At 65.6% G+C, this 21,975-nt stretch carries 20 protein-coding genes and 1 riboswitch; of the genes, 7 read left to right on the forward strand and 13 right to left on the reverse strand.

The annotated features are described in order from the left end of the window. Nucleotides 1-65 precede the first annotated feature (65 nt). From AC0V2Y_RS20260 to AC0V2Y_RS20275, 4 genes are all read left to right on the forward strand, one after another. The gene (locus AC0V2Y_RS20260) at nt 66-1,277 is read left to right on the forward strand and encodes a tetratricopeptide repeat protein (RefSeq protein ID WP_475415006.1); all 1,212 of its coding nucleotides are present in this window, start codon (nt 66-68) and stop codon (nt 1,275-1,277) included. Next, nucleotides 1,274-2,392 (forward strand): HupE/UreJ family protein, encoded by a 1,119-nt coding sequence (locus AC0V2Y_RS20265; RefSeq protein WP_475415005.1) that lies wholly within the window; start codon nt 1,274-1,276, stop codon nt 2,390-2,392. The genes AC0V2Y_RS20260 and AC0V2Y_RS20265 overlap by 4 nt, the downstream gene beginning before the upstream one ends. A gap of 111 nt (nt 2,393-2,503) precedes the next feature. Then, a complete protein-coding gene (locus tag AC0V2Y_RS20270; RefSeq protein ID WP_475415004.1) occupies nt 2,504-3,355 on the forward strand; it encodes an aldo/keto reductase in 852 nt (283 codons plus the stop codon). 12 nt (nt 3,356-3,367) lie between these two features. Further along, a complete protein-coding gene (locus tag AC0V2Y_RS20275) occupies nt 3,368-4,507 on the forward strand; it encodes an aldo/keto reductase (RefSeq protein ID WP_475415003.1) in 1,140 nt (379 codons plus the stop codon). On the opposite strand, the gene AC0V2Y_RS20280 is transcribed toward AC0V2Y_RS20275, so the two are convergent. Both AC0V2Y_RS20280 and AC0V2Y_RS20285 read right to left on the reverse strand, forming a co-directional pair. After that, a complete protein-coding gene (locus AC0V2Y_RS20280) occupies nt 4,494-5,039 on the reverse strand; it encodes an RNA 2'-phosphotransferase (RefSeq protein ID WP_475415002.1) in 546 nt (181 codons plus the stop codon). The two genes, AC0V2Y_RS20275 and AC0V2Y_RS20280, sit on opposite strands and share 14 nt — an antisense overlap. A 17-nt stretch (nt 5,040-5,056) precedes the next feature. Further along, nucleotides 5,057-7,126 carry a TonB-dependent receptor gene (locus AC0V2Y_RS20285; RefSeq protein ID WP_475415001.1) on the reverse strand — a complete coding sequence of 690 codons (2,070 nt, stop codon included), beginning with the start codon at nt 7,124-7,126 and terminating at the stop codon, nt 5,057-5,059. 95 nt (nt 7,127-7,221) lie between these two features. Here AC0V2Y_RS20285 and AC0V2Y_RS20290 point away from each other — a divergent pair, with 95 nt between their 5' ends. Beyond that, nucleotides 7,222-8,451: a response regulator gene (locus AC0V2Y_RS20290; RefSeq protein ID WP_475415000.1), complete on the forward strand. Its 1,230-nt coding sequence runs from the start codon at nt 7,222-7,224 to the stop codon at nt 8,449-8,451. Here AC0V2Y_RS20290 and AC0V2Y_RS20295 read toward each other — a convergent pair. Together AC0V2Y_RS20295 and AC0V2Y_RS20300 are read right to left on the reverse strand one after the other, a co-directional pair. Further along, entirely contained in the window at nt 8,430-8,798 is a 369-nt protein-coding gene (locus tag AC0V2Y_RS20295; protein ID WP_475414999.1) for an immunity 22 family protein, read from the reverse strand. The genes AC0V2Y_RS20290 and AC0V2Y_RS20295 overlap by 22 nt on opposite strands. Before the next feature lie 2 nt (nt 8,799-8,800). Continuing rightward, nucleotides 8,801-11,479 carry a polysaccharide deacetylase family protein gene (locus AC0V2Y_RS20300; RefSeq protein WP_475414998.1) on the reverse strand — a complete coding sequence of 893 codons (2,679 nt, stop codon included), beginning with the start codon at nt 11,477-11,479 and terminating at the stop codon, nt 8,801-8,803. A gap of 161 nt (nt 11,480-11,640) precedes the next feature. On the opposite strand from AC0V2Y_RS20300, the gene AC0V2Y_RS20305 reads away from it, so the two are divergent. After that, nucleotides 11,641-11,763 carry a hypothetical protein gene (locus AC0V2Y_RS20305; RefSeq protein WP_475414997.1) on the forward strand — a complete coding sequence of 41 codons (123 nt, stop codon included), beginning with the start codon at nt 11,641-11,643 and terminating at the stop codon, nt 11,761-11,763. A 22-nt stretch (nt 11,764-11,785) separates the two neighbouring features. Here AC0V2Y_RS20305 and AC0V2Y_RS20310 read toward each other — a convergent pair whose 3' ends face one another. The 8 genes from AC0V2Y_RS20310 to AC0V2Y_RS20345 form a co-directional block, all read right to left on the reverse strand. After that, nucleotides 11,786-12,841: an ABC transporter substrate-binding protein gene (locus AC0V2Y_RS20310; protein WP_475414996.1), complete on the reverse strand. Its 1,056-nt coding sequence runs from the start codon at nt 12,839-12,841 to the stop codon at nt 11,786-11,788. 48 nt (nt 12,842-12,889) lie between these two features. Further along, complete coding sequence (locus AC0V2Y_RS20315) at nt 12,890-13,963, reverse strand: ABC transporter substrate-binding protein (protein ID WP_475414995.1); 1,074 nt, start codon at nt 13,961-13,963, stop codon at nt 12,890-12,892. A gap of 33 nt (nt 13,964-13,996) precedes the next feature. Then, entirely contained in the window at nt 13,997-14,878 is an 882-nt protein-coding gene (locus AC0V2Y_RS20320; protein ID WP_475414994.1) for an ABC transporter ATP-binding protein, read from the reverse strand. After that, a complete protein-coding gene (locus AC0V2Y_RS20325) occupies nt 14,875-16,140 on the reverse strand; it encodes an MFS transporter (RefSeq protein ID WP_475414993.1) in 1,266 nt (421 codons plus the stop codon). The genes AC0V2Y_RS20320 and AC0V2Y_RS20325 overlap by 4 nt, the downstream gene beginning before the upstream one ends. Further along, a complete protein-coding gene (locus AC0V2Y_RS20330) occupies nt 16,133-16,897 on the reverse strand; it encodes an ABC transporter permease (protein WP_475414992.1) in 765 nt (254 codons plus the stop codon). Before AC0V2Y_RS20330 ends, AC0V2Y_RS20325 begins: the two co-directional genes overlap by 8 nt. After that, the gene (locus AC0V2Y_RS20335; protein ID WP_475414991.1) at nt 16,894-17,736 is read right to left on the reverse strand and encodes an ABC transporter permease; all 843 of its coding nucleotides are present in this window, start codon (nt 17,734-17,736) and stop codon (nt 16,894-16,896) included. Before AC0V2Y_RS20335 ends, AC0V2Y_RS20330 begins: the two co-directional genes overlap by 4 nt. Nucleotides 17,737-17,746: 10 nt before the next feature. Further along, entirely contained in the window at nt 17,747-18,820 is a 1,074-nt protein-coding gene (locus AC0V2Y_RS20340; RefSeq protein WP_475414990.1) for a PhnD/SsuA/transferrin family substrate-binding protein, read from the reverse strand. Between the two features lie 148 nt (nt 18,821-18,968). Continuing rightward, nucleotides 18,969-19,727: a class II aldolase/adducin family protein gene (locus AC0V2Y_RS20345; protein ID WP_475414989.1), complete on the reverse strand. Its 759-nt coding sequence runs from the start codon at nt 19,725-19,727 to the stop codon at nt 18,969-18,971. A gap of 228 nt (nt 19,728-19,955) precedes the next feature. Between AC0V2Y_RS20345 and AC0V2Y_RS20350 the strand changes: the two genes are divergently transcribed. Further along, on the forward strand, nt 19,956-21,008 hold the full coding sequence (locus AC0V2Y_RS20350; protein WP_475414988.1) for an ABC transporter substrate-binding protein: 1,053 nt from the start codon (nt 19,956-19,958) through the stop codon (nt 21,006-21,008). A 70-nt stretch (nt 21,009-21,078) separates the two neighbouring features. Here AC0V2Y_RS20350 and AC0V2Y_RS20355 read toward each other — a convergent pair whose 3' ends face one another. After that, the gene (locus tag AC0V2Y_RS20355; protein ID WP_475414987.1) at nt 21,079-21,582 is read right to left on the reverse strand and encodes a 6,7-dimethyl-8-ribityllumazine synthase; all 504 of its coding nucleotides are present in this window, start codon (nt 21,580-21,582) and stop codon (nt 21,079-21,081) included. A gap of 170 nt (nt 21,583-21,752) precedes the next feature. Beyond that, a riboswitch (FMN riboswitch) is annotated at nt 21,753-21,914 on the reverse strand. Nucleotides 21,915-21,975 lie beyond the last annotated feature (61 nt).

Raw genomic sequence — 21,975 nt, forward strand, 5'->3', positions numbered from 1 at the left:
CCCTTGCGGGCGCCGGGGAGTCCGCTCTCCGGCGCCCGCATCAATGACTGTTGATGGCATCCACCATGAAAACACCAATTTCCCTGATGTGCGCCTGCCTGCCCCTGCTGGCGCTGGCCGCGCCCTACACGCCGAAGGATGGCGGCGCCGTCATCGAACAGCTGCCGCGCCGCGCCGACACCACGCAGAGCGAGCTGCGCGGCCTGCGACAGCAATTGAATGCTACGCCGCAAGACCTGACCTTGGCGGCAAGCCTGGCGCAGCGCTACATCGCCCTGGCGCGCAGCGAAACGGACCCGCGCTACCTCGGTTACGCGCAAGCGGCCTTGGCGCCCTGGTGGCGGCAGGCGGCGCCGCCCCTGCCCGTGCGCCTGCTGCGCGCCACCATATTGCAAAGCACCCACAAGTTCGGTCTCGCCCTGCAAGACCTCGACGCCGTCATCGCGCAGCAGCCGCACAACGGCCAGGCCTGGCTGACGCGCGCCACCGTCCTCACCGTGCAGGGCGATTACGCGCAGGCGACGGCCAGCTGCGCGCGCCTGTCGGCGCTTTCCACGCAGCTGGTCACCGTCACCTGCCTTGCCAATATCGCCAGCGTCACGGGCCGCGCCGCCGCCAGCGAGCGCCTGCTGGACCTGACCTTGCAAAGGAGCGCCGGCGCGGCGCCCGAGCTGGAAAACTGGGCCGCCACCCTGCTGGCGGAAATGGCCACGCGGCGCGGCGAAATCACGCTGGCCGAAGCCCGCTACAAGACCGCGCTGGCGCGGCAGCCGCGCGACAGCTATCTGCTGGGTGCCTACGCGGATTTCCTGCTCGACCGGCGGCGCCCGCAGGACGTCGTCAAGTTACTCAAGGACCAGCAGCGCATCGACGCCCTGCTGCTGCGTTACGCGCTGGCCCTGCAATCGCTGCCCGGCCAGCAAGCGGCATTCCTGGCGGCGAAGGCGGAGCTGGCGGCCCGCTTCACCGCCGCCATGCAGCGGGGCGACACCGTGCACCAGCGCGAGCAAGCCCGTTTCGCCCTGTTCTTGCAGCAAGACGTGCCTGCAGCCCTGCGACTGGCGCAGCAGAACTGGGCCATCCAGAAGGAAGTGCCCGACATGCGCATCCTGCTCGAAGCGGCCCTGGCCGCGCGCAACTACGGCGCCGCGCAACCGGTGCTGGCCTGGATCGCCGCCAACGGCGTGGAAGACGTGGCCCTGCAGCGGCTTGCCAGGCAGCTGGGGCCGCAGGATGGACAAAAAATCAGTTTTATCAAGAAAGCAGGTGTGCTGTGAAACGATGCCTGTTCATCCTGTTCCTGTGCGCCTGGCTGGCCCCCGCGCAAGCCCACAAGCCCAGCGACAGCTATCTGAGCCTGGCCGTGCACGGCCAGCAGGTCGAAGGGCAATGGGATATCGCCCTGCGCGACCTCGATTTCGCCATCGGCCTCGACGGCAATGGCGACGGCGCCCTGACCTGGGATGAAATCCGCGCCCGCCACGCGGCCATTGCCGCCTACGCGCTGCAGCGCCTGCAGCTGGCCAGCGACCAGGGCGCCTGCCCCCTGCAAGCCATCGAGCAGCTGGTCGACAACCACACGGACGGCGCCTACAACGTGCTGCGCTTTCGCGCCGACTGCCCCAGCGCTGCGCCGGCCAGTGTGACCATTGGCTATACGCTGTTCGCCGACCTCGATCCGCAGCACAAGGGGCTGCTCAAGATCGACAGCGGCGGCGCCACGCAAACGGCCATCTTCGATCCGGACAGCCCGCGCCAGACCATCTCGCTGGCCGCGCCCGACCGCCTGGCGCAGTTCGGCGCGTACGTCAAGCACGGCATCTGGCATATCTGGATCGGCTACGACCATATTTTGTTTTTGCTGTCGCTGCTGCTGCCGGCCGTGCTGCTGCCGGGCTTGCGCGAACAGCAGCAGGGGCTGAAGGCGGCCTTCTATGACGTGCTGAAAGTGGTCACGGCCTTCACGCTGGCCCATTCCATCACATTGAGCCTGGCCAGCCTGTCGCTCGTCTCGCTGCCTTCGCGCTGGGTGGAGTCGGCCATCGCCGCTTCCGTCATTTTGGCCGCGCTGAACAACCTGCTGCCCCTGTTCCGCGGCAAGCGCCCCGTGGCCGCCTTTGCCTTTGGCCTGATCCACGGTTTCGGTTTTGCCAGCGTGCTGCGCGACCTGGGCTTGCCGCAAGGCTCGCTGCTGGCCAGCTTGCTGGGCTTCAACGTGGGCGTGGAACTGGGCCAGCTGGCCATCGTCGCCGCGTTTCTGCCCCTCGCCTGGCTGCTGCGCAAGACCTGGCTGTACCGGCAGGTGCTGACCGTGGGATCGCTGGTGATTGCCCTGGTGGCGTGCGTGTGGCTGGTGGAGCGGGTGGCCGATATCAAGCTGATCAGCGCGTGATCGCATCCGATTCATTAGCACGGCTTATAAGATCATGCCGATTACAATGGCTTATCAACGGGTGGATGGTGCCTTAGAGTAGCTCCTGTCAATAACCGAAGGAGCTTTGCCATGGACCGCGTCACCCTGAACAACGGCATCAGCATGCCCGTCGCCGGCTACGGCGTCTTCCAGATACCCGACCCGGCCGAATGCGAACGCAGCGTGATCGACGCCATCGACGCCGGCTACCGCCTGATCGATACGGCCGCGTCCTATCTGAACGAGGCGGCCGTCGGCCAGGGCATCCGCCACAGCGGCGTGGCGCGCGAGCAGCTGTTCGTCACCAGCAAGCTGTGGGTGCAGGACACGGGCTACGAGCGCACGCGCGACGCCATCGAGCAGTCGCTGCGGCGCCTGCAACTCGACTATCTGGACCTGTTCCTCATCCACCAGCCGTTCGGCGACGTGCACGGCTCCTGGCGCGCCATGCAGGATGCGTATCGCAGCGGCAAGCTGCGCGCCATCGGCGTGAGCAATTTCCAGCCCGACCGCCTGATGGACATCATCGCCTTCAACGACATCGCGCCCGCCGTCAACCAGATCGAAGTGAACCCTTTCCACCAGCAGGCCGACAGCGTGGCCTTCATGCTCGAGCACGGTGTGCAGCCGCAAGCGTGGGCGCCGTTCGCCGAAGGCCGCAACAAGCTGTTCAACAACGAGTTGCTGCTGGGCATCGCCGGCAAACACGGCAAGTCCGTGGGCCAAATCGTCCTGCGCTGGCTGACGCAGCGGGGCGTGGCCGTGCTGGCCAAAACCGTGCGCCGCGAGCGCATGGCGGAAAACCTGGCGATTGACGACTTTGACCTGGACGAAGCCGACATGGCCGCCATCGCCACCCTGGAAACGGGCAACAGCAGCTTCTTTTCGCACCGCGATCCCGCCATCGTCCAATGGATGGCCGAACGCAAGCTTGATATTTAAGGGAAAACACACATGCCAACAAAAGATACAAGCACGGGCCGCCGCGGTTTCCTGCTGGCGGCGGGCAGCCTGGCCGCCACGCCATTGATCGCCCAGGCGCAAGGCCAGGCTCTGCGGGCAACGGTGGAGGGCCGCCGCAAGCTGGGCACGCTGGAAGTGTCCAGCCTGGGCCTGGGCGTGCAAAACATGAGCCGCAGCTACCAGACGACGATACCCAGCCGTCCTGAAATGCATAGAATTATCCGCACGGCCTACGAACGGGGCGTCACCTTGTTTGACGCGGCCGAAGCCTACGGCCCGCACGAGGTGGAACGCATCCTCGGTGAAGGCGTGGCGCCATTCCGCAACGATGTCGTCATCGCCACCAAGTTCGGCTGGAACATCGACCAGCAGACGGGCGAACGCCGCCCCGGCACCAACAGCCGCCCCGATCACGTCAAGCTGGTCGTCGACGGCATGCTCAAGCGCCTGCGCACGGACCGCATCGACTTGCTTTACCAGCACCGGGTCGACCCGCAAGTGCCCATCGAAGACGTGGCCGGCGCCGTGCAGGATCTGATGCGCGAAGGCAAAGTGCTGCACTGGGGCTTGTCCGAGATGGGCTTGAACACCCTGCGGCGCGCCCATGCGGCCCTGCCCGTTTCCGCCGTGCAAAGCGAATATTCGATGCTGTGGCGCGGGCCGGAAGACGGCGTGCTGGCCCTGTGCGAAGAGCTGGGCATCGGCTTCGTGCCGTGGAGCCCGCTGGGCGTGGGCTTCCTGGCGGGCGCCATCGACGCGAAAACCCGTTTTGCCGAGGGCGACATCCGCCAGGTCGAATCGCGCTTTGCACCGGAAAACCTGCCGCACAACCTGGCGCTGGTGACATTGGCAAAAAACTGGGCGGCGCGCAAGCAGGCGACACCGGCCCGTATCGCCCTGGCCTGGCTGCTGGCCCAGCGGCCATGGATCGTGCCCATTCCCGGCACCACGCAGATGGCGCACCTGGAAGACAACCTGGGCGCGGCTGGCGTGCGTTTTACCCCGGCGGAACTGAGCGAACTGAATCAATCGATCGCCGCCATCGCCATCCGGGGCGCGCGCCTGCCCGATGCCGTGCTCGCCTATTCGGGCGTGGAAGCCGCAGCTCGGCCTGTCCTCAGGGGAAGCTGATAAATTCTACCGGCACGGCCTGCGTCAGCCACACGCCATTGTCGGACACATAAAACACGTGGCCCTGCGCCTGCATGGCGGCCACATCGACCGTCAGCACGACGGGCTTGCCATGGCGCGCGCCCACGGCCACGGCCGTTTCGCGGCTGGACGACAGGTGCACGTGCTTGCGCGCTCCAGGCAGCAAGCCGGCGGCATGGATCGCCTCGACAAAGCGGCTGGCCGTGCCGTGGTACAGCATGGCGGGCGGCGTGGCGGGCGGCAAGGCGATATCGACGGCGACCAAGGAATGCCCCTGGTTGGCGCGGATGCGCAAGCCATCGTCGCTGATGGCGTAGCGCGTCTTGCTGTCGCGCGCCACCACGTCATCCAATTGTTCGCGGGAAAGGTGGCGCCCATGCCGGGCTGCCAGCGCCAGCAGCAGGCCGATGTCGGCCCAGCCCTGGGCATCGAGTGCGAGGCCGATTTTTTCAGGCGCATGGCGCAGTATGAGGGAAAGGAATTTACTGGTTTGTACTAGGTGATCGGTCATGCCCCAGTTTACCGTTATCAGAACGCATACGACAAGGTCAGGCGCGCGGAGCGCGGTTCGACCGGGTGAAAATGCCGGTCATTCACCCCGTCCGCCGCCTCGCCAGACAGGCGCGACGCATAGTAATAGTCGATATCGCTGGCACGCTTGTTGAACAGGTTGAAGACGTCGAGCGACAGCCGCGTCCTGCGGTTGAGCTGGTAAGCGAGGCGCGCATACGCGAGGGTCGTCGAGGCCGAGCGCACGCTATTGTCTTCGATCAAGGGACGGGGGCCGAAGTAGCGCAGCTGCAAGGCGCCCGACCACGGGCCCCGGTCCGTCACCGTCACGCCGAACGACGCCACCCTGTCGATCGAACCAGGAATATAATTGCCGGCTGCATCGTTTTGCGTGTAGCGCGAGCGCGAGGCGGCCAGGTCCAGGTCGAACAGCAGCCACGGCGCGGCAACATAATGGTTGTTCCACTCGATGCCGTGGCGGCGGCTGGCACGGCTGGGCTGCGTTTCGCCCGCGTCGCCCACGAACAGCAGTTCCGACGCGAGATCGAGCCGCCACAGGGCCAGCGAGCTTTGCAGGCCCGGCAGCCATTCCGTGCGCGCGCCCAGTTCCATGCCCTTGCTCGGCACGAGGGACGTCACGGGCGCGGAAGGCGAGCCATCGGGCAAGCGCGTCTGCGTCGTGCCCCGCGCATCGTTGCTATGGAAACCCTTGCCGTAGTTCACAAAAAACTCCGTCTTGCTCCACGGCCCCAGGATCAAGGACAGTTTCGGCGACACCACGTGGTCGCTCGCCGCACCGCTGTTGCCGGCTATGCTGCTGGCCACATTGAAACGGTAGGCGTCGTAGCGTACGCCCGCCACGGAACGCAGCCACGGCAGCCACTGGGTCGTGTTTTCGCCGTACAGGCCGACGCTGGCCTCGCGCACCGTGTCTTCGCGCACCGTGGCTTGCCGCACTCTGTCCACCGTGCTGTACAGTCCCACGGGCGACAGGCGGTCATAACGGGCCTGCACGCCCAGCTTGTTGCGCAGGGGAAGTCCGAACAGCTCCGTGGCCCAGCTTTCGCTGGCGTTGACACCGGCCACCGTGCGCCGCTCGCTTTGCTGGAACTGGTCGCCGGTGGCCGGGCTGGCCAGGAAGTAGGTGAAATCGCTGTTGAGCTCCAGCTGTGAGCGGATCAGGTACGCGTCAAACTCGAACAGGCGATTTTCCGTGCGCTGGCGCATCGCATACGACAGGCTGGCGCGCGACGTATCTCCCCCGTCGCTGGGCGCGAGCGAGCCGAAACGGCCGATCTGGCCGGACTCCACGGCGCGCAGCGGCACCTGGTCCGTGGCGTTCCAGCTATTCTTGTAGGCCATGGCCGTCACGCTGAAGCCGTCGTCCTGCGTGCCCTGGCTGTAGCGCAGCACGCCGCTATATTTGCGCACGCGCTCCGGCACATCCCAGGGGCCGTTGTTGCGGTTCACTTCCAGGCCGTACAGCAAGGTGCCTTGTCCTGCGTCAAGGGAATCGGCCACGACGCCCCGCACATAGCCGTGCTGGCCCACGGACACGCTGGCCTGGCCTTGCGGCAATTTGTCGGCCAGGCGGATGCGCGCCGCGCCGGCCGAAGCGAAGTCGCCTTCGCCGGCAAAATACGGCCCCTTCTTGTAATCGATGCGCTGCACCAGCTCGGGAATGAGGAAATTGAGGTCCGAATAACCTTGCCCATGCGCATGCGTACGCATGTTGACGGGCATGCCGTCGACGTAGGTGGCGAAATCCGTGCCATGGTCGAGGTTAAAGCCGCGCAAGAAATACTGGTTGGCCTTGCCGTCGCCGCTATGCTGGGTGACGATCAGGCCCGGCACGAATTCCAGCAATTCGCCCGTGCGCAAGGCGGGCCGGTTGACGATCAGCTCATTGGTGATGACGCCCTGGCTGGCCGCGTCCGAGGTGCCGACGGCATTGTCATAATGGCCCGTCACGCGCACGGTGCGCGACGCATCGGTGGACGATGCGGCCTCCGGCCCAGCCGCCTTGCCGGCGCCGGTCAGCAGCAACAAGGCACAAGCTGCCAGCTGTTTGCGTTTTATCAACCGCATCGCGTCTCCCCTTTTTATGATGTCAGTACAGGCTCCTACGGGATATATACGCGGCAGGCTGGCTGCCTGGATTCAGCATTTTTCAAGGAGCGACCGTGGACCTGAGCGACAGCAGCGGCAAGGCGGGCAAAAGCGTCACGGCGGTCGTGCGCAAGCGCGACGTGCTGCCCTATATCCTGCTGTTCATCTTGCTGGCGGGCTTGCTGGCCGTGCTGGCGGGCGCCCTGCTGCCGCCCTACTACCACGCCGTGCCGGCCCTGCTGTGGAGCCTGGGCTTTTGCGTCAGCGGCATGCTGCTGGGCTTTCTGTTCGGCATACCGCGCAGTCTGCCCTCGGGCACCGTCAACGCCGCCCCGCCCGACGAGCTGGCCAATGGCAAAAGCCGTCCCACGGACGAGCCGCCTCCGGCAAGCGCCGACGCGGCAACCGGCAACCCCAGCAATACCCTGTTCCTGGGCACGCCCACGCCCATGGAAATCAATTCAAACCTGGTGGAAGTGTCGGACTGGCTGACGAAAATCATCGTCGGCGTGGGCTTGATCGAGCTCAAAAGCCTGCCCGGCAGCGCGCGCAGCATGGCCGCCTTCATCGCGCCCAGCCTGGCCACGGACACGCCCACGGCCATGGCCATCGTCGGCGGCATCATGCTGTTCTTTTCCGTGCATGGTTTTTTGATCGGCTACCTGCTCACGCGCATTTACCTGTCCATCATGATCAAGCGGGCCGACAGCCTCGTCAAGAACGAATCCGTGCGCCTCGAAAGCGGCAAGGAAATCGAAGTGACGGAACTGAGCCGCTTGCAGCAAAAGTCGCTCGACGACATGCAGGAAGCCGTCACGCAGTTGCTGCTGGCGCATCCGCCCGATGGCGCCGCCGCCGTCACGGCCCTGGCCGCCGCGCCGACGGCGCAACGGCCGGTCAGCCTCGTGCTGTGGCTGGACGACCATCCGCGCAACAATACCTTGCTGATGGAGCAGCTGGAACGGGAAAACATCAAGGTGGACCAGGCCGTGTCGACGCGGCAGGCGCTGGCCATGCTGCAACAGAAGCACTACGCGCTATTCATCACGGACATGGCCAGGGTGGAAAACGGCCGCCGGGTCAAGGATGCGGGCGTGCGCACGGTGCGCGAAGTGCGGCAGGCGCAGCCCGCATTACCGATCATCGTCTATTGCAACAAGGATACGTTGGCAAGCTATGGCACGGAAGCGCAGGCGGCGGGTGCCCGTTTCATCACCACCTCGGGCACCAGCCTGCTGGCCAGCGTCAACAAGCTCATACATGAACAACGCGGAAATGAGGCTCAGCCGCCGTCGCAGACATAGCTGCCCACGTGGTGCAGCGAGCTGCGCTGCGGATGCGCCAGTTGATTCGGTGCAAACACGCACACGACCGTATCGGCCAGCAAGTCCTGCTCATCCGCGTCCGCGCACGCCTGCGCCAGCCAGCTGTCCGCGTACGACATGCCATCGAGCAGCTCTGCCAGCGGCGCGGGCGACGCCAGCAGCGCGCTCTCGATGCAGGCCGGCTCATACCGCGTCAGGCCCGTTTCCAGGCAGAATGGCGACGGCACGGCATCGCCATCGTCCGTGTATGCGGGCGCCAGGAACGCCTGCAGCGCTTCCCAGCTGGCAAAGCGGCCGCTGCAGGCAAATACGTGGACGGTGGACACGCTTACAGCTTCTCCATCTTTTGCCGCACGGCCGGCGCCGTCGAGGCCGTCGGCGCCAGTTCCAGATAGGTTTTATAGGCCGCTTTCGCCTTCGCGGCATCGCCGGCCTTGGCATACGCGTCGCCCAGGTTCAAATAGGCAATGGCGCGCGACGGGTCCATCTTGACCGTGTTTTCAAACCAGCGGGCCGCTTCGCGGTATTTTTCCTGCTTGTAGAAGACAAAGCCCAGGTTGTTGGCCGCCAGCGCGAAGTCGGGACGCAATTTCAGCGCTTCCGTAAATTGCGCTTCCGCCTGCGCGTACTGTTTCTCCTTGTACAGCTGCAAGCCGCGGTCGTTGGCCCGCTGCGCCAGCTGGCGCGTCGAGGTCGGTACGGCGCCCGGCGTGACGATCTTCTGTTCGCCGCCCTGCAAATCCTTCACCGTCACGCTGGCCGCTTGCGGCTTGGCGTCGAGCTTGCTGTTCAGGGCGATGGCTTCCGTCGACAGCTGCGTCGTGTTCGGGCTGAGGAATTCCGTCTCGCCCGGCAATTCGAAGACGAAATCGCCCCCTTCCGATCCGGGCAGGCTGCCAAACGCAGGCGTCTGGTTCGACACGCTGGACACGGCGGGCGCCACGTAGGCCGCCAGTTCCGTGGCCGTGATCAGGCCGTCGCCGTTCAGGTCCCCCTTGCCCGCCAGGCCCTGCAGCAGGGTCCACGTGAACACGGAGTGGCCGTTCGGCCCGCCGTCGGCGACCAGCTGATCGCCGCCGCCGGCCGTCAGCATTTGCCGGCCGATGCGTTTGGCGTTATCGCGCAAGAAGGAACTGGAACCGGCGCCGCGCGTCAGGCCCAGGCCGCTGTAGCAGGCATCCATCACGAAGAAGGCATGCTTGGCCGTCAAGGACTCCGCGATATTCTGGATTTCCGTCATCGGGATCGCATCCGTGGCGAACTGCGCCGGGTCGGAATCAAACGGCACGATGTAGCCGAGGTCGCGCCCGGAGCTCAGCTTGCGCGTGGCGCCGTGGCCGGCGAAGAAGACGAAGATGCGGTCGTTCTTTTGCACGCCGCCATGGGCCAGCTTGTCATGGAAGGCGGCCAGGATGTTATTGCGCGTCGCCTCGCCATTCTTCAGGGTCACGACGCGCTCGGGCGCAAACGCGAATTTTTCGATCAGGGTCTCGCGGATGCCTTGCGCGTCGCGCACCGCATATTGCAGTTTCGGCCATTTCGCGTAGTCATCGATGCCGATCACGACGGCCCATGAATTGGCGTAGCCCGTGGTGACGGGTACTTTTTCCGGCGCCGGCGCCGAGCTTTTCGCCACCTGGAAGCTGGTGCCATCCCAGCCCGCGAATTGATAGCCTTCGGCGATCAGCTTGTCCAGCACGGCCGGCAAGGCTTTCACCGTGCGTTCATGGATGTCGTGGAACAGCACGATGCCGCGCCCCGCCTTGTCGACGGACGCCAGCACCCGGTTCGTGATCGAGCTGGGCACGGGATCGGCCCAATCCAGCGAATCGATATTCCACATCACGGATTTCAGATGCGCATCGGCCAGCGCGGCCATGCCTTCGCTGTTGCGCGCGCCATACGGAAAGCGGAACAGCGCGGCCCGCTCAGGGCTGATGGCTTTCAATAAAGTGTCGGTGCCGAGGATTTCGCCTTTCAGCTTATCGCCCGTCTGCTTCGACAACTGTGCGTGGCTGAAACTGTGGTTGCCCACGGCATAGCCTTCCTTCATCAGCTTGCGGCTCACTTCCGCGCCCGCGCCCAGCTTGGCATGGCCTTCCGCGTCCAGCGACCCCAGGTTGCGGCCCACGTTGAAGAACACGGCCGGCACGCCATACTGCTTCAGAATGGCGCTGATTTCTTCCGTGTAGCGGCGGTGCGGGCCGTCGTCGAAGGTCAGCACGATGGTTTTCTTCGGCAAGCCCAGGCCGAAGATTTCCGCTTCATCCTTCTTGGGCATGGGCTTGGCTTCCGGCACGGAACCGGCCGGCGGCACCGTGTACGGCACGACGATGCCGTTTTCCTTGAGAATCTGTTCGCGGCTGTACAGTTTTTTCAGCTGCGCCACGTAATCGTCCCACCGTTCGCGCTTGAGTTCGATGGCGCGCTGGCCCAGGTTGCCGAAGATTTGCCGGATTTCCTTCTCGTAATTGCGCTCGATCTCGCCCAGCGCGTCCAGATCCTCGGAAATGCGCTTGTGCAGCTTGATCGCCGGCAAGGACGAATCCTTGGCCACGTCGGCCAGCATGCTTTGCAACAATTCGCGGAAAGCCAGGCGGTCGGCGTCGTACAGGCCTGGGTCGGATTCGATATATGTCAATAAACTGTCGAGCGCCTCGAAGCGGCCCGGATTGGTGGACGCCGTCAATTGATCCAGCGCAAGATCGAGCTTGGCGATGCGTTCCTGGTTTTCATGGAACAGGGCCTGCCCCACTTTACGGGCTTCGTCGCGCGCCCCTTCGGGCAAGCTTTGCTCGTCGGCCAGCAACACGATGATCTTGCGGAAATTGCCCAGCAAATCGCGGAACTGGCTGGCCACGGCGGCCGTGTCGACGCCGGAATGCGGCGCGGCAGCCGGGGCGCCCGGCGTGGCGGTGGCGGCCGGTCGGGTATAGCTATAAATGCCGGCCCCAGCGGCGAGAGCCACGACAACGGTGGCGGCGATCTTGATCGGCTTGGAAGTCACAGGCTTGTCATTCCCTTCACATACTATGCATTACATTCAGATGGCGCGGATGCGCAAGATGCATAATTGTAGAGCACGCTTGGCAAAATGCTCATCCCGCACGCTGAATTTGAGCAATAATACGGCCGCAAACTCACAATGAAGTGAAAACAGGAACGACGATGCACAAGAAACTCTGCGCCGCAGCACTGATGCTGGGCATGGCCCTGATGCTGCTGCAACTGCGCGCGCATGCGGGCGATGGCGTGGCCAATGTGGCTGGGCGCGTGTGCCTGCCGCACTGAGCCACGCGCCCCACTTCCAGCATCACACCTTGGCCGGTTCCCAGTAATTGGCCAGGCCCAGCTTTTTCAAGCCGGCCGCCACGAAGCGCGGTTCCAGCAACTCTTCCGCCGTCAACGGCTGACGGATCAGCTTTTGTTCCTGCGCAAACGCCAGTACCCGGCGGTAATGGCGGTACACGGCGTCGTCGTACAGGGGCGACCAGCGCTCCTTCCACTGCAGGCCCGGATCGTCATAGCTGCGCCGCACCACGCTGTCCGGTGTGCCATTGCGCGTGCCATCCTTGATGATCGCCTCGCGGTTGCCATCGAGCGCCGCCCAATGCTGGGCCCGCAGCCAGGCCGTGGCCACCAGTTCGGCGATATCGGGATGGGCTTGCGTAAAGTCGCGCCGCGCCCACAGTTCCGCGCGCATTTTTCTCTCCGGCAAGCCCTTGCTGGACCAGATGATGCGGCCGATGCCCTTGTCTTCCAGCGGATAGCCATTGATCATGAACAAGGCGTCGACGGCGCCCGTGGCCAGCGCGGCCGTGCCCGGTTTGAGGTCCATGTTAATCAAACGAAAATCCGTGGGCGACATGCGCTGGTCGGCGATCAGCTGGCGCAAGCCCAGTTCCCACGGCCGGCCCCGGTGCACGCTGATGCGCTTGCCTTTCAGGTCGGCCAGGGACGTGGCGCGCGAGGCGGTGGGTACCAGCAAGAACTGGTCCGTGCCCCGCCCCGCCGGCACGATCACCTGCGTGCGCACGCCGCCCGCGTTGAGTATGACGGACGGCAGGTCGCCATACGCGGCCATGTCGATGCGCCCGCTGGCGAACGCCTCGTTCATGGTCGCGCCCGTGTCGCCCGTGACGGGCAGCCATTCCAGCCGCACGCCGCGCAGCTTGAGTTCGCGGGCCAGCCAGCCTTCCTGCTGCACGCGGTAAGCGATACCGCCCAGTTCCGCCTTGCCGTTTTCCGCAAAGCCCGTCGAGGCGATGCGCAGGGCCGCCGGCGGCGCCCCCGCCGCTTTCGCCGCCGAGGCCGCCTTTCCCGCCAGGGGCAGCAAGGCCAGCCCGCCCATCACCGTGCGTCGCCGCATCGCATTCTCCTCATCATCGAACATGGCCACCGTTGACGTGCTTCCCGCTCAGGCCGCGCGGCGCGTCTGCGCCAACGCCGCGTCGAAAGGACGGGGATCGATCCAGGCGCGCACGTCGACCTTGCTGGGCAGGAAGTTCCAGCGGAACAAAAAGTCGCTGAAATCCTGCAAGCCGGCGACCGACGTTTCCGCCAGATCCGTGTCCAGGCGCAGATGGGCATCCTTGCCATAGGCCACTTGCACCCAGTGCTCGCTGGCATTCGATTCGCGCGCCAGGAAGCGCCGCGTCTCGTCCGCGTGACCGCGTGCCCACGCTTCGGCCCGCAGCACCTGCTGCACCAGGGTCACGGCGGAAGCAAAATGGTGGTCGAGCAGGTGCGCATCGACGCTCAGGGTGCGCGGCGTGCCGTTGTTGGCGCGGATCAACGGTTCCGGGTGGCTGCCCGTGTCGATCACCGTGTGCAAGCCGAACTGCTGGGCCAGCTGGGCGGCCGAAGCACCTTTCAGGAAAATGGCATCCACCTCGCGCCGCAGCAAGCCCAGCAGCTCAGGGCTTTGCCCGCCGCGCCGCGCGCCGCTGAACAGATTCGTTGCCGCGCCCCGCTCCGGCGCCGTCTCGCTCTGGCCCGCCTGGATCACATAATCGACCAGTTCCACGTCGGACACGGCCAGCCCTTCCAGGCTGAGCGCATTTTCCAGCCCCCGCAAGGCTTGCGCGCGCGCAAAGTCGATCTGCGCCCTGGCCCACAGGGGCAAGCCGAAGCGCCGGCCCTTCAAGTCGCGCACCGTCTGAATGCCGCTGTCGGGCAGGGTCAATATCAGCTGCGTCTCGTCCGACCACGACAGGCCGATCACGCGCGTGTCGCGTCCCGCCGCGCGCGCCCACAGGGCGGGAATATTGCCGCCGTGGCGCACGGAGTTCTGCAGGGTATGGTCGAAATGCGATTCGCGCACGGCTTCCTGCTCCGACTCGCGCAAGGAGCGCAAGCTGGTACCGTCGGCGCGCAAGGCTTCTTCCAGCCAGCCTTGCTGCAGGGAAATGCCCAGGCCCGTCGGGACGGGGCAGCGCGTGTACCACAGGGTGTCGAGTGCTTGGTTTGCTGCCTGACTTTCATTGCTCATGCTGTCTCTCCAGGTTGATGGATATCAAAAAAACTACAGCGCCATCCTGCGCGCCCATTCATTGCCATCCCACAAGATGCTGGGATCCACTTCCTGCGCCACGGGCGCGTGCGCATCGTCGAGGTCGCTGAAATCCGCATGCAAGCCGTCGCGGATGGCGACAAAGCCGGCCGAACCGCGCTGGCGCGGGTGGGCCAGCAGCACGTCCTGCACCCGGCGCACCTTGCCCGGCCGCGCATCGAGCACGACGATGCGGTCAGCCAGGTAGACGGCTTCATCGATGTCATGCGTGACCATCACCATGGTGATGCCCTCGTCCTGCCACAGGCGGCGCAATTCCTGCTGCAAACGCAAGCGGGTCAGCGCGTCGAGCGCACCGAGCGGCTCGTCCAGCAGCAGCACGTCGGGCCGCCCGACCAGGGCGCGGGCAATCGCCGCCCGTTGCGACATGCCGCCCGATAATTGATGCGGATAGGCATCCGCATAGCCGTCGAGGCCCACGCGCGCGATTTCCGCCGCCACGCGGGCGTCGCGCTCGGCCTGCGGCACACGGGTATTGCTGAAGGCCACGGCCACGTTCTGCTGCACCGTCAGCCACGGAAACAAACGGTGGTCCTGGAACACGAGGCCCCGGCGCAAGTCCGTGCCACGGATCGGCACGCCATCGTGCAGAAGCAAGCCCGTGTACTCCGTATCGAGACCCGCCAGCAGGCGCAGCAGGGTGGATTTTCCGCAACCGGACGCGCCCACGATGGCGACGAATTCGCCGGGGGCGATCGTCAGGGAAATATCGTCGAGCACCAGCAGCGGCGCGCCTTTCAGCGCAAACGACTTGCTCACGTGCTGCACTTGCAAGCCGCCGTTCAGGTGCTGCCGCTGCGGCAGCAAGGTCGAGGGGGAAACAAAATCATTCATGGTGCGCTCTCTACGGTGGGGGCGAGGGAAGGAATGGCGGCCGGAGGCGCCCGGCGCAGCCAGCGGATGCCGTGGAAACAGAGCCAGGCGGCCAGCCAGGGAAACAGCCAGATCAGGAATACATTGCGCAAGCCCGTCACGTCGGCCAGGTGGCCGGCCGCCAGCGCGCCAGCCGTGCCGCCCACCATGCCGAACAGGGTCAGATGGGCGGAAACGCGGGCCTTGTCGACGGGTGCGCGGGCGATGTTGTCCGTATTGACGAGGTTATTCACGCCCAGGCCCAGGCCCAGCAGCACGGAGGCGGCCAGGTAGGCGATGCTGGACGGCCACAGCCCCAGGATCAGCAAGGCCGCCATGATGGCCAGGTGGGCGCCGCCATACAGTTGCTCGCGGTAACGGCTGGCCAGCACGAAACGCCCCAGGAACAGCAGCACCAGCACGCAGCTGAGTCCCTGCACGGCCATCAGCCAGACGGAGTGGTGCGCAGGCCAGTGCAGCACGCGGATGGCCAGCAGGATGGAAAACACGCCCACGCTGGATGCCGTGAAGCTGGCAAGGATTTCAAACAGGTAAGTCACGCGCACGATGGGCAGGCGCAGCAGTTCGCGCAGGCTGGCCGCACCGGGCAGCGCACCCTGTCCCGCCTGCTTGCGGGGCGCCGTATTGTCAGGCAACACTTGCCAGCCCAGCACGGCCAGGATGGCGAACATCAGGGCGGAAATCAGGAAGCCCGCCTTCAAGCCCAGCTGCGCGATCAGGTAATTGCCGCACAGGGGCCCCAGGAACTGCATGCCGAGGATTAATGTGCCCTTGTACCAGCCCGCCTTGCCCTGCCCCAGTTCCGGCAGGCGCACGAGAAACACCGTGCTCATGGCCACGATGCGCAGCGAGATGCACAGTCCCACGAGAAACATCAGCAGGGCCACCCATTGCCAGCCGGGCAGCCACGGCAGCACGCAAAAGGCCAGCGCCAGGCTCAGGCTCACGCCCGCGTACAGGTGCTTCGGATTGCCGCGCGACAAGATATAGCCGGCAGGAATGGTGCCCAACGCCATGGCCAGGGTTTCCGCGCTGCTGATCGCGGCCAGCTGGAAATTGCTCACGTGCAAATGCAAGCCCAGCAAGGTGGCCAGCACCTTGTTCATGCCGATGGTCACGCCCGACAGCAAGGTCAGGCCGATAAAGCGCAGCAGGAAGGCGCGCAACTCCCCTTCGCGGGCACTGACGGCCGCGTCTGGCTGGAATGGCAGGGATTTACTCACTGCTGCGCCCCTTCACCAGCAGACGCGCGAGCCGCGCAAACGCCACGTTCATCGTTTGCGCCAGCAAGGCGATCACCAGCACGGCCAGCAGGACAACGTCCATGCGGCCCGACACTTCGCCATTGAGCAGCAAGGAACCCATGCCGGGACCGGCCGCAAACAGCAGTTCGCCGCCCAGGCACGCCAGCCAGGCGAACGCCAGCGCATGCGTGACACCGGTGACGATGGCCGGCATGGCGCCTGGCAACAGAATCTGACGCAAGGTCTGCCAGCGCGTCAGGGTCAGCACCTGTCCCACCTCGCGCAAGCGCCCCTCCACCTGGCGCATGCCCGCATACGTGTTGAGCACGGTAGGATAAAAGGCGGCGATGGCGATCACCAGCAGCTTGGCGCCGTCGCCATTGCCCACCCACAAGCCCAGCAGTGGAATCAGGCCCAACAGGGGGACCTGACGGATGCTGTGGAACAGCGGGCCGATGAGGCGGTCCGCCAGCGGCGACTGCGCCATCAGCGCGCCCGTGACGATGCCGGCGCTGCCGCCCAGCAACAGTCCGGCCAGCGTGCGTCCCAGGCTGGCGCGCAGATGCACCCACAGCTCGCCCGTCAAGACCAGGTCGCGCAGGCTGTGCGCCAGATCGCCCAGTGAGACGAAGATGTAGGCGGCGGCCGCCCCCTGGCCCGATGCCCATTGCCAGGCGCCCAGCAAGGCCAGCGGCAGCAGCGCGCCCTTGATCACCAACACTACACGCTGCCTCATGCGGACTCCCCATTACGCTTCCAGCGCATCAATCTTGCCTCCAGCGCATGGCAGGCCCGGTCCAGGCCAAAGCCGATCACGCCCGTCAGCACCACGCCCACCATCACCACGTCGAGGCGGAACATTTGCCGGCCCATTTCCATCATCTGGCCCAGGCCGCTGTCGGCAGCCAGCAATTCCGCACCCACCAGCACCATCCACGAGCGCGACAGGGCGATGCGCATGCCCGTCAGCGCGGCCGGCACGATGGCGGGCAGGACGATCAGGCGGATGCGCTGCCAGCGCGAAAAGCAATACACTTGCGCTACCTCAAAATAGCGCTGCGACAGGTTGCGGATGGCGTCATGCACGGCCAGCGCCACGATGAAGAAGCTGGCCTTGGCCACGATAAACACCTTGAAACTCTCGCCTATGCCGAACAGCAAGATAAACAAAGGGATCAGGGCGACGGTCGGCAACTGGCGCAAGACATTGAACGTGGGATCGACATAGCTGCGCAAGCCAGGCGACAAACCCAGCACGACGCCGAAGGCCAGGCCCGCGCTGGCGCCCAGGCCGAAACCGGCCAGCAGGCGGAACAGGCTGATGCCCAGGTGCTGGCCCAATTCTCCGCTTTCGGCCAGGTCCGCCGCCGTCAGCAATACTTGCCAGGGCGACATCAAGATGTGCGCAGGCATCCATTCGAAGGTGGTGGCGGCCGTCCACAGCAGCAGCAAGGCGAGCGGCGAGGCCCACACGGACCAGCGCGAGCGCACAAAGCGCTGCAGCCACGGGCCATGCGCGGCACGCGCCGGCGCGGGAGCACGCGGCAAGGCGATGGCGTTGACGAGAGTATTCATGCGCGCTCCGTCATGGCGACCAGTAGGTTTGCAGCTTCAGCTGCGTCAGCGCATGGTTGACGAACTGGGGCGCGAACAGGCTGTCGACTTGCAGCGGACGCCCGATCAGCCCCGCGCTCTTCGCATACGCCGCCCCGCCCACGTAATGCTGGCGCAGGCTGGCCGTAAACAGGGGGGACCAGCGCGCCTGCCACGGCGTATGGTCGCCCGCCAGCTCGCGCCGCACCACGCTTTCCACCTGGCCAGCGGACGCCTCCGTGCGCACGTACTCGTCTTCGCCACCGGCGCCGGCGGCCCGGTGGTGCTCGCGCACATACGCCGTCACCACCAGCTGGGCCAGTTGCGGCCAGCGTTGCAGGAAGCCGCTGTCGGCCCACAGTTCGGCGCGCATCTTCCAGTCCTGCGGCGGCGCCTTGCTGGACCAGATGATCTTGCCCACCTTTTTATCTTCCAGCAGGAAAGCATCGCTGAGGGTGAAGAAGGCATCCGCGCCGCCCGTCGCCACGGCCGCCGCGCCCGCCTGCGGGTTCAGGTTGAGGATCTTGACGTCGCGCAAGGTCATGCCATTCGCTTCGAGCAGGCGCGCGAACGGGTATTCCCATGGCCGCCCCCGGTGCAGGGCGATCTTCTTGCCCTTCAGCTCCTTGATCGACTTCGCCGTGGAGCCGTTCGGCACCACCAGGTAGGTGTTGCTGAAGCTGCCGCCAGGCAAAATCAGCCGCGTCTGCAAGCCCGAGGCATTGGCGATGATCGATGGCAGGTCGCCATACTGGGCCAGGTCGATCGAGTGGTTGGCAAACGCCTCGTTGACTTGCGTCGCCACGGAATTGGTGGTGACGGGCACCCATTCCAGCTTCACGCCCAGCTTGCCCAGTTCGGCCGCCAGCCAGCCTTGCGCGGCCACCTGGGCGGCAGAACCGGCAAACACGGTCTTGCCGGACGGTGCCGTGCGCGCCACGACGGCGATGCGCACGGCGGCCGGCAGCGGATCGGCGGCCGCCGCGATGGCTGGCGCCAGCAGGCTGGCCGCCACGGCGGCAGCGAATACTTTGCGCCAGCGCAAACGTAAGAATTTCAATGACATCTGGGGCCTGTTCTTAATTAAATATTTTTTACACAACGACACCTGACAAAACCGTCGCGAGCGGCAGCGATTTGTGGCCGAGAAGCGCAGCTGTGCACATGCACAGCGAGCATCACAGGCCGCAAGGCGCGACGCGCAGCAGGTTTGGTCAGGTGTTGACCAGGTCGGTGGCAGGCAGGAGCGACAGCGCGCGCGCCGTGTCGATCAGCTTGCTCATCTTCCATTGCTGCAGCAGTACGCCCGGGCCGAAGTCGCGCGAACCGCCGATCGCTTCGGCCGCGATCTGGATTTTTGCGCCCTCTTCCAGCAGCAGGATGAATTCGGCCAGCTTCAGCAAGCCCTGCTTGCCCCACACGGTGGCGCCGCCATTCGCTTCCAGGATGGCCGTGGCATGCGTATTGCGGGCGATTTCGCCGAGGATGAAATCGACTTCCGGCTGGCGGCGGTCGATATAGATGGGGATTTCGCGGATCAGCTGGAAGCGCTGCACGGGCACGTAGCGGATCGGCAGGGTGCGGTGCGTCTGCGCCCACGCGCCCAAGGACGGCGAGTGCACGTGCGAGATCGACGTGACCTCGGGCCGCTCGCGGAACAGCTTCAAATAGCGTGCGCCGCCGTTGTTCGCGTCGCCGAGCAGCACCGTGCCGTCCAGCGCCAGCACGGCCGCCTTCAGAGGCTGGCCGCGGCGGAACGGGCCCGGGTCGTTGACCACCACGACCTTGTCGCCGCCGGGCGTGCGCTCGACAAAGCCCACCGTGCCGTTGGCCGTCAGGCTGCCCGTCTCGCGCAAGCCGTCGAAGGCGGTCTGCGCATCGCGACGCACCTGCTCCACGAAGGCCAGTTCGGCCGCCGTCAACTCCTGGGTTTGTACTTGCTCTGGTGCTTGTGCTTGTGCCACGTCCGTCATGTCATGCTCCATTCGGTAAAGATGTTGAGACCGGGTTTCGTCTACCGTCTACTTTCGCAAGACGCGTGCCAGCGCTGGGGCCGCACAAATGGCGGAGCGCTGCTGCCTGCACAACAGCGGCTGCTGGCGCGGCAGCAGCGTTGTGCACAGCGGCTGTCGGCAAGCCAGCAAGCGGCGCGGGCACGGTTCCTGCACGCTTCCAGGCTCCACCCACCACGAAAGAATCCCATGACTACCGCAACCGCCCCCGCCGTCGATACCGTCTGGTTCACCCGCTGCCCCGTGCCCACGGCCACGGGCCTGGCCTACAAGCTTGGCTGGCTGGACGAGGAATTCGCCCGCGACGGCATCGCCTTGAAGACGCTGCAGGAAGTGGGCGGCGAGCTGGCGCGCCACCACTACGACCATGGTCTGTCCACGCTCGTGCGCGAAGGCGGCAACCTGCTGGCCCTGCCCGCGCGCGCGCAAGGGGCGCCCACGCGCCTGATCGGCCTGACCTGGATCGACGAATGGCAAGCCATCCTCGTGCGCCCGGGTTCCGGCATCGCCACGGCCGCGCAGCTGCAGGGCAAGCGCCTGGCGCTGCCCGTGTTCCGCGCCGAGGACTTGCGCGAGAACCGGCGCGGGCGCAGCATCGCGCGCGGCATGAGCCTGGCCGGCTACAAGGGCGTGCTGGCGTCGGCCGGCCTCACGCTCGATGATGTGCATCTGGTGGAAGTGGGGGGCGACGCCCAGGCATCGGCCAATCTGGGCGCGGGCCTGTGGCAAGGCATCGCGCCGCTCTTGCGCGGCGAAGTCGACGCCGTCTACGTGAAAGGCGCGGCGGCGGCCGAGGCGGCGCGCGCGGCGGGGCTGGAAGTGGGCATCGACATCGACGCCCTGCCCGACCGGCGCTTCCGCGTCAACAACGGCACGCCGCGCCCGATCACCGTGCATGCATCCATGCTGGAACAGCATTTCGAGCTGGTCGTGCGCTTTTTGACGCAGACCTTGCGCGCCGCGCACTGGGCGCGCAGCCACAAAGAAGATGTGCTGGCCATCCTGCAGGGCGAGACGCGGGCCGGCGCCGACGCCGTGGCCGAAGCCTACCGCGACGGTTTTCACCTGACGCTGGCGCCCGACCTGTCCGACGACAAGGTAGCGCTGTTCCGCCAGCAGAAGGATTTTCAATTGCAGCACGGTTTTCTCGACCGCGACGTCGATATCGACAGCTGGATCGACCGCCGGCCATTGGAAGAGGCGCAGCGCAGGCTCGACGCGCTGCTGCGGCAGGCGGCATAAGGAAATGGGGCCAGCACATGGCAACATGTGCTGGCCCCACGGGCACTATCGATTCACGGCAGGCCGGCTGCTAGGCTGCCAGCGCCGCCTGCGGCGCGCTGGCCGGTTGCGCCAGCCGCTGCAGCGAATGGATGGTGGCGGCGCAGGCCGTCGCCAGTTCCACGCCCTTGACCTTGAAGTGCTGGAAGTAGAATGCCTGGTGCTCGTGGCCCGCATGGAAGTGGTGCGGGGTCAGCACGGCCGACAGCACGGGCACACCCGTCGCCAGTTGTACCTGCATCATGCCGGAAATGACGGCATCGGCGACGAAATCATGGCGGTAGATGCCGCCGTCCACCACCAGGGCGGAAGCGGCAATCGCCGCGTACCGGCCGCTTTTGGCCAGCACTTGCGCATGCAGGGGGATTTCAAAGGCGCCGGCGACGTCGATGACGTCGATATCGCTCTCGGCGAAGCCCAGCGCGGCCATTTCCGCGATAAACGACAGCCTGCATTGCGCGACGATGTCGCGGTGCCAGCCCGCCTGGATGAAGGCGATGCGTTTGGCTGGTGTTGCGTGTGATGCTTGTGACATATAAAAGACTCCTGTTTTCAAGAATGATAAAAACAGGGCATCGGATCGAAGGGGATATGACGGGCGCATGAAAGCCACGCCCAACTGCGCATGCAGGCACGCGCGCAGACGCACCGACGGCGAGGCCGTCCATGCGCCGGGCGGATGCCGGCGTCGACACAATGATGCCATCCCGCTCTCTCTTTATCCGGACTATACCGTCGGCCCCGGAATCACACCAGGTCTGCTGACCTTGCCGTCATGGCCCGAAGACCGTGCCGGCAAGCGCTCGCGGGCTAGGCACGCATGCCATTACCGCCGGTGGGGAATCGCACCCCGCCCTGAGAACGTTGCATGGCCAGCGCAGCGGGTGCGACAGCCATGCCCGGCGACTATAGCATATCGCCCCTGCCC

The organism is Janthinobacterium sp. BHSEK (assembly GCF_056174685.1).

Excerpts from the sequence above, each read along its gene's own strand:
- AC0V2Y_RS20260 (WP_475415006.1), top strand. The coding sequence starts at position 66 with ATGAAAACACCAATTTCCCTGATGTGCGCCTGCCTGCCCCTGCTGGCG.
- AC0V2Y_RS20270 (WP_475415004.1), top strand. The coding sequence starts at position 2,504 with ATGGACCGCGTCACCCTGAACAACGGCATCAGCATGCCCGTCGCCGGC.
- AC0V2Y_RS20275 (WP_475415003.1), top strand. The coding sequence starts at position 3,368 with ATGCCAACAAAAGATACAAGCACGGGCCGCCGCGGTTTCCTGCTGGCG.
- AC0V2Y_RS20280 (WP_475415002.1), bottom strand. The coding sequence starts at position 5,039 with ATGACCGATCACCTAGTACAAACCAGTAAATTCCTTTCCCTCATACTG.
- AC0V2Y_RS20285 (WP_475415001.1), bottom strand. The coding sequence starts at position 7,126 with ATGCGGTTGATAAAACGCAAACAGCTGGCAGCTTGTGCCTTGTTGCTG.
- AC0V2Y_RS20305 (WP_475414997.1), top strand. The coding sequence starts at position 11,641 with ATGCACAAGAAACTCTGCGCCGCAGCACTGATGCTGGGCATGGCCCTG.
- AC0V2Y_RS20310 (WP_475414996.1), bottom strand. The coding sequence starts at position 12,841 with ATGCGGCGACGCACGGTGATGGGCGGGCTGGCCTTGCTGCCCCTGGCG.
- AC0V2Y_RS20315 (WP_475414995.1), bottom strand. The coding sequence starts at position 13,963 with ATGAGCAATGAAAGTCAGGCAGCAAACCAAGCACTCGACACCCTGTGG.
- AC0V2Y_RS20320 (WP_475414994.1), bottom strand. The coding sequence starts at position 14,878 with ATGAATGATTTTGTTTCCCCCTCGACCTTGCTGCCGCAGCGGCAGCAC.
- AC0V2Y_RS20330 (WP_475414992.1), bottom strand. The coding sequence starts at position 16,897 with ATGAGGCAGCGTGTAGTGTTGGTGATCAAGGGCGCGCTGCTGCCGCTG.
- AC0V2Y_RS20335 (WP_475414991.1), bottom strand. The coding sequence starts at position 17,736 with ATGAATACTCTCGTCAACGCCATCGCCTTGCCGCGTGCTCCCGCGCCG.
- AC0V2Y_RS20340 (WP_475414990.1), bottom strand. The coding sequence starts at position 18,820 with ATGTCATTGAAATTCTTACGTTTGCGCTGGCGCAAAGTATTCGCTGCC.
- AC0V2Y_RS20345 (WP_475414989.1), bottom strand. The coding sequence starts at position 19,727 with ATGACGGACGTGGCACAAGCACAAGCACCAGAGCAAGTACAAACCCAG.
- AC0V2Y_RS20350 (WP_475414988.1), top strand. The coding sequence starts at position 19,956 with ATGACTACCGCAACCGCCCCCGCCGTCGATACCGTCTGGTTCACCCGC.
- AC0V2Y_RS20355 (WP_475414987.1), bottom strand. The coding sequence starts at position 21,582 with ATGTCACAAGCATCACACGCAACACCAGCCAAACGCATCGCCTTCATC.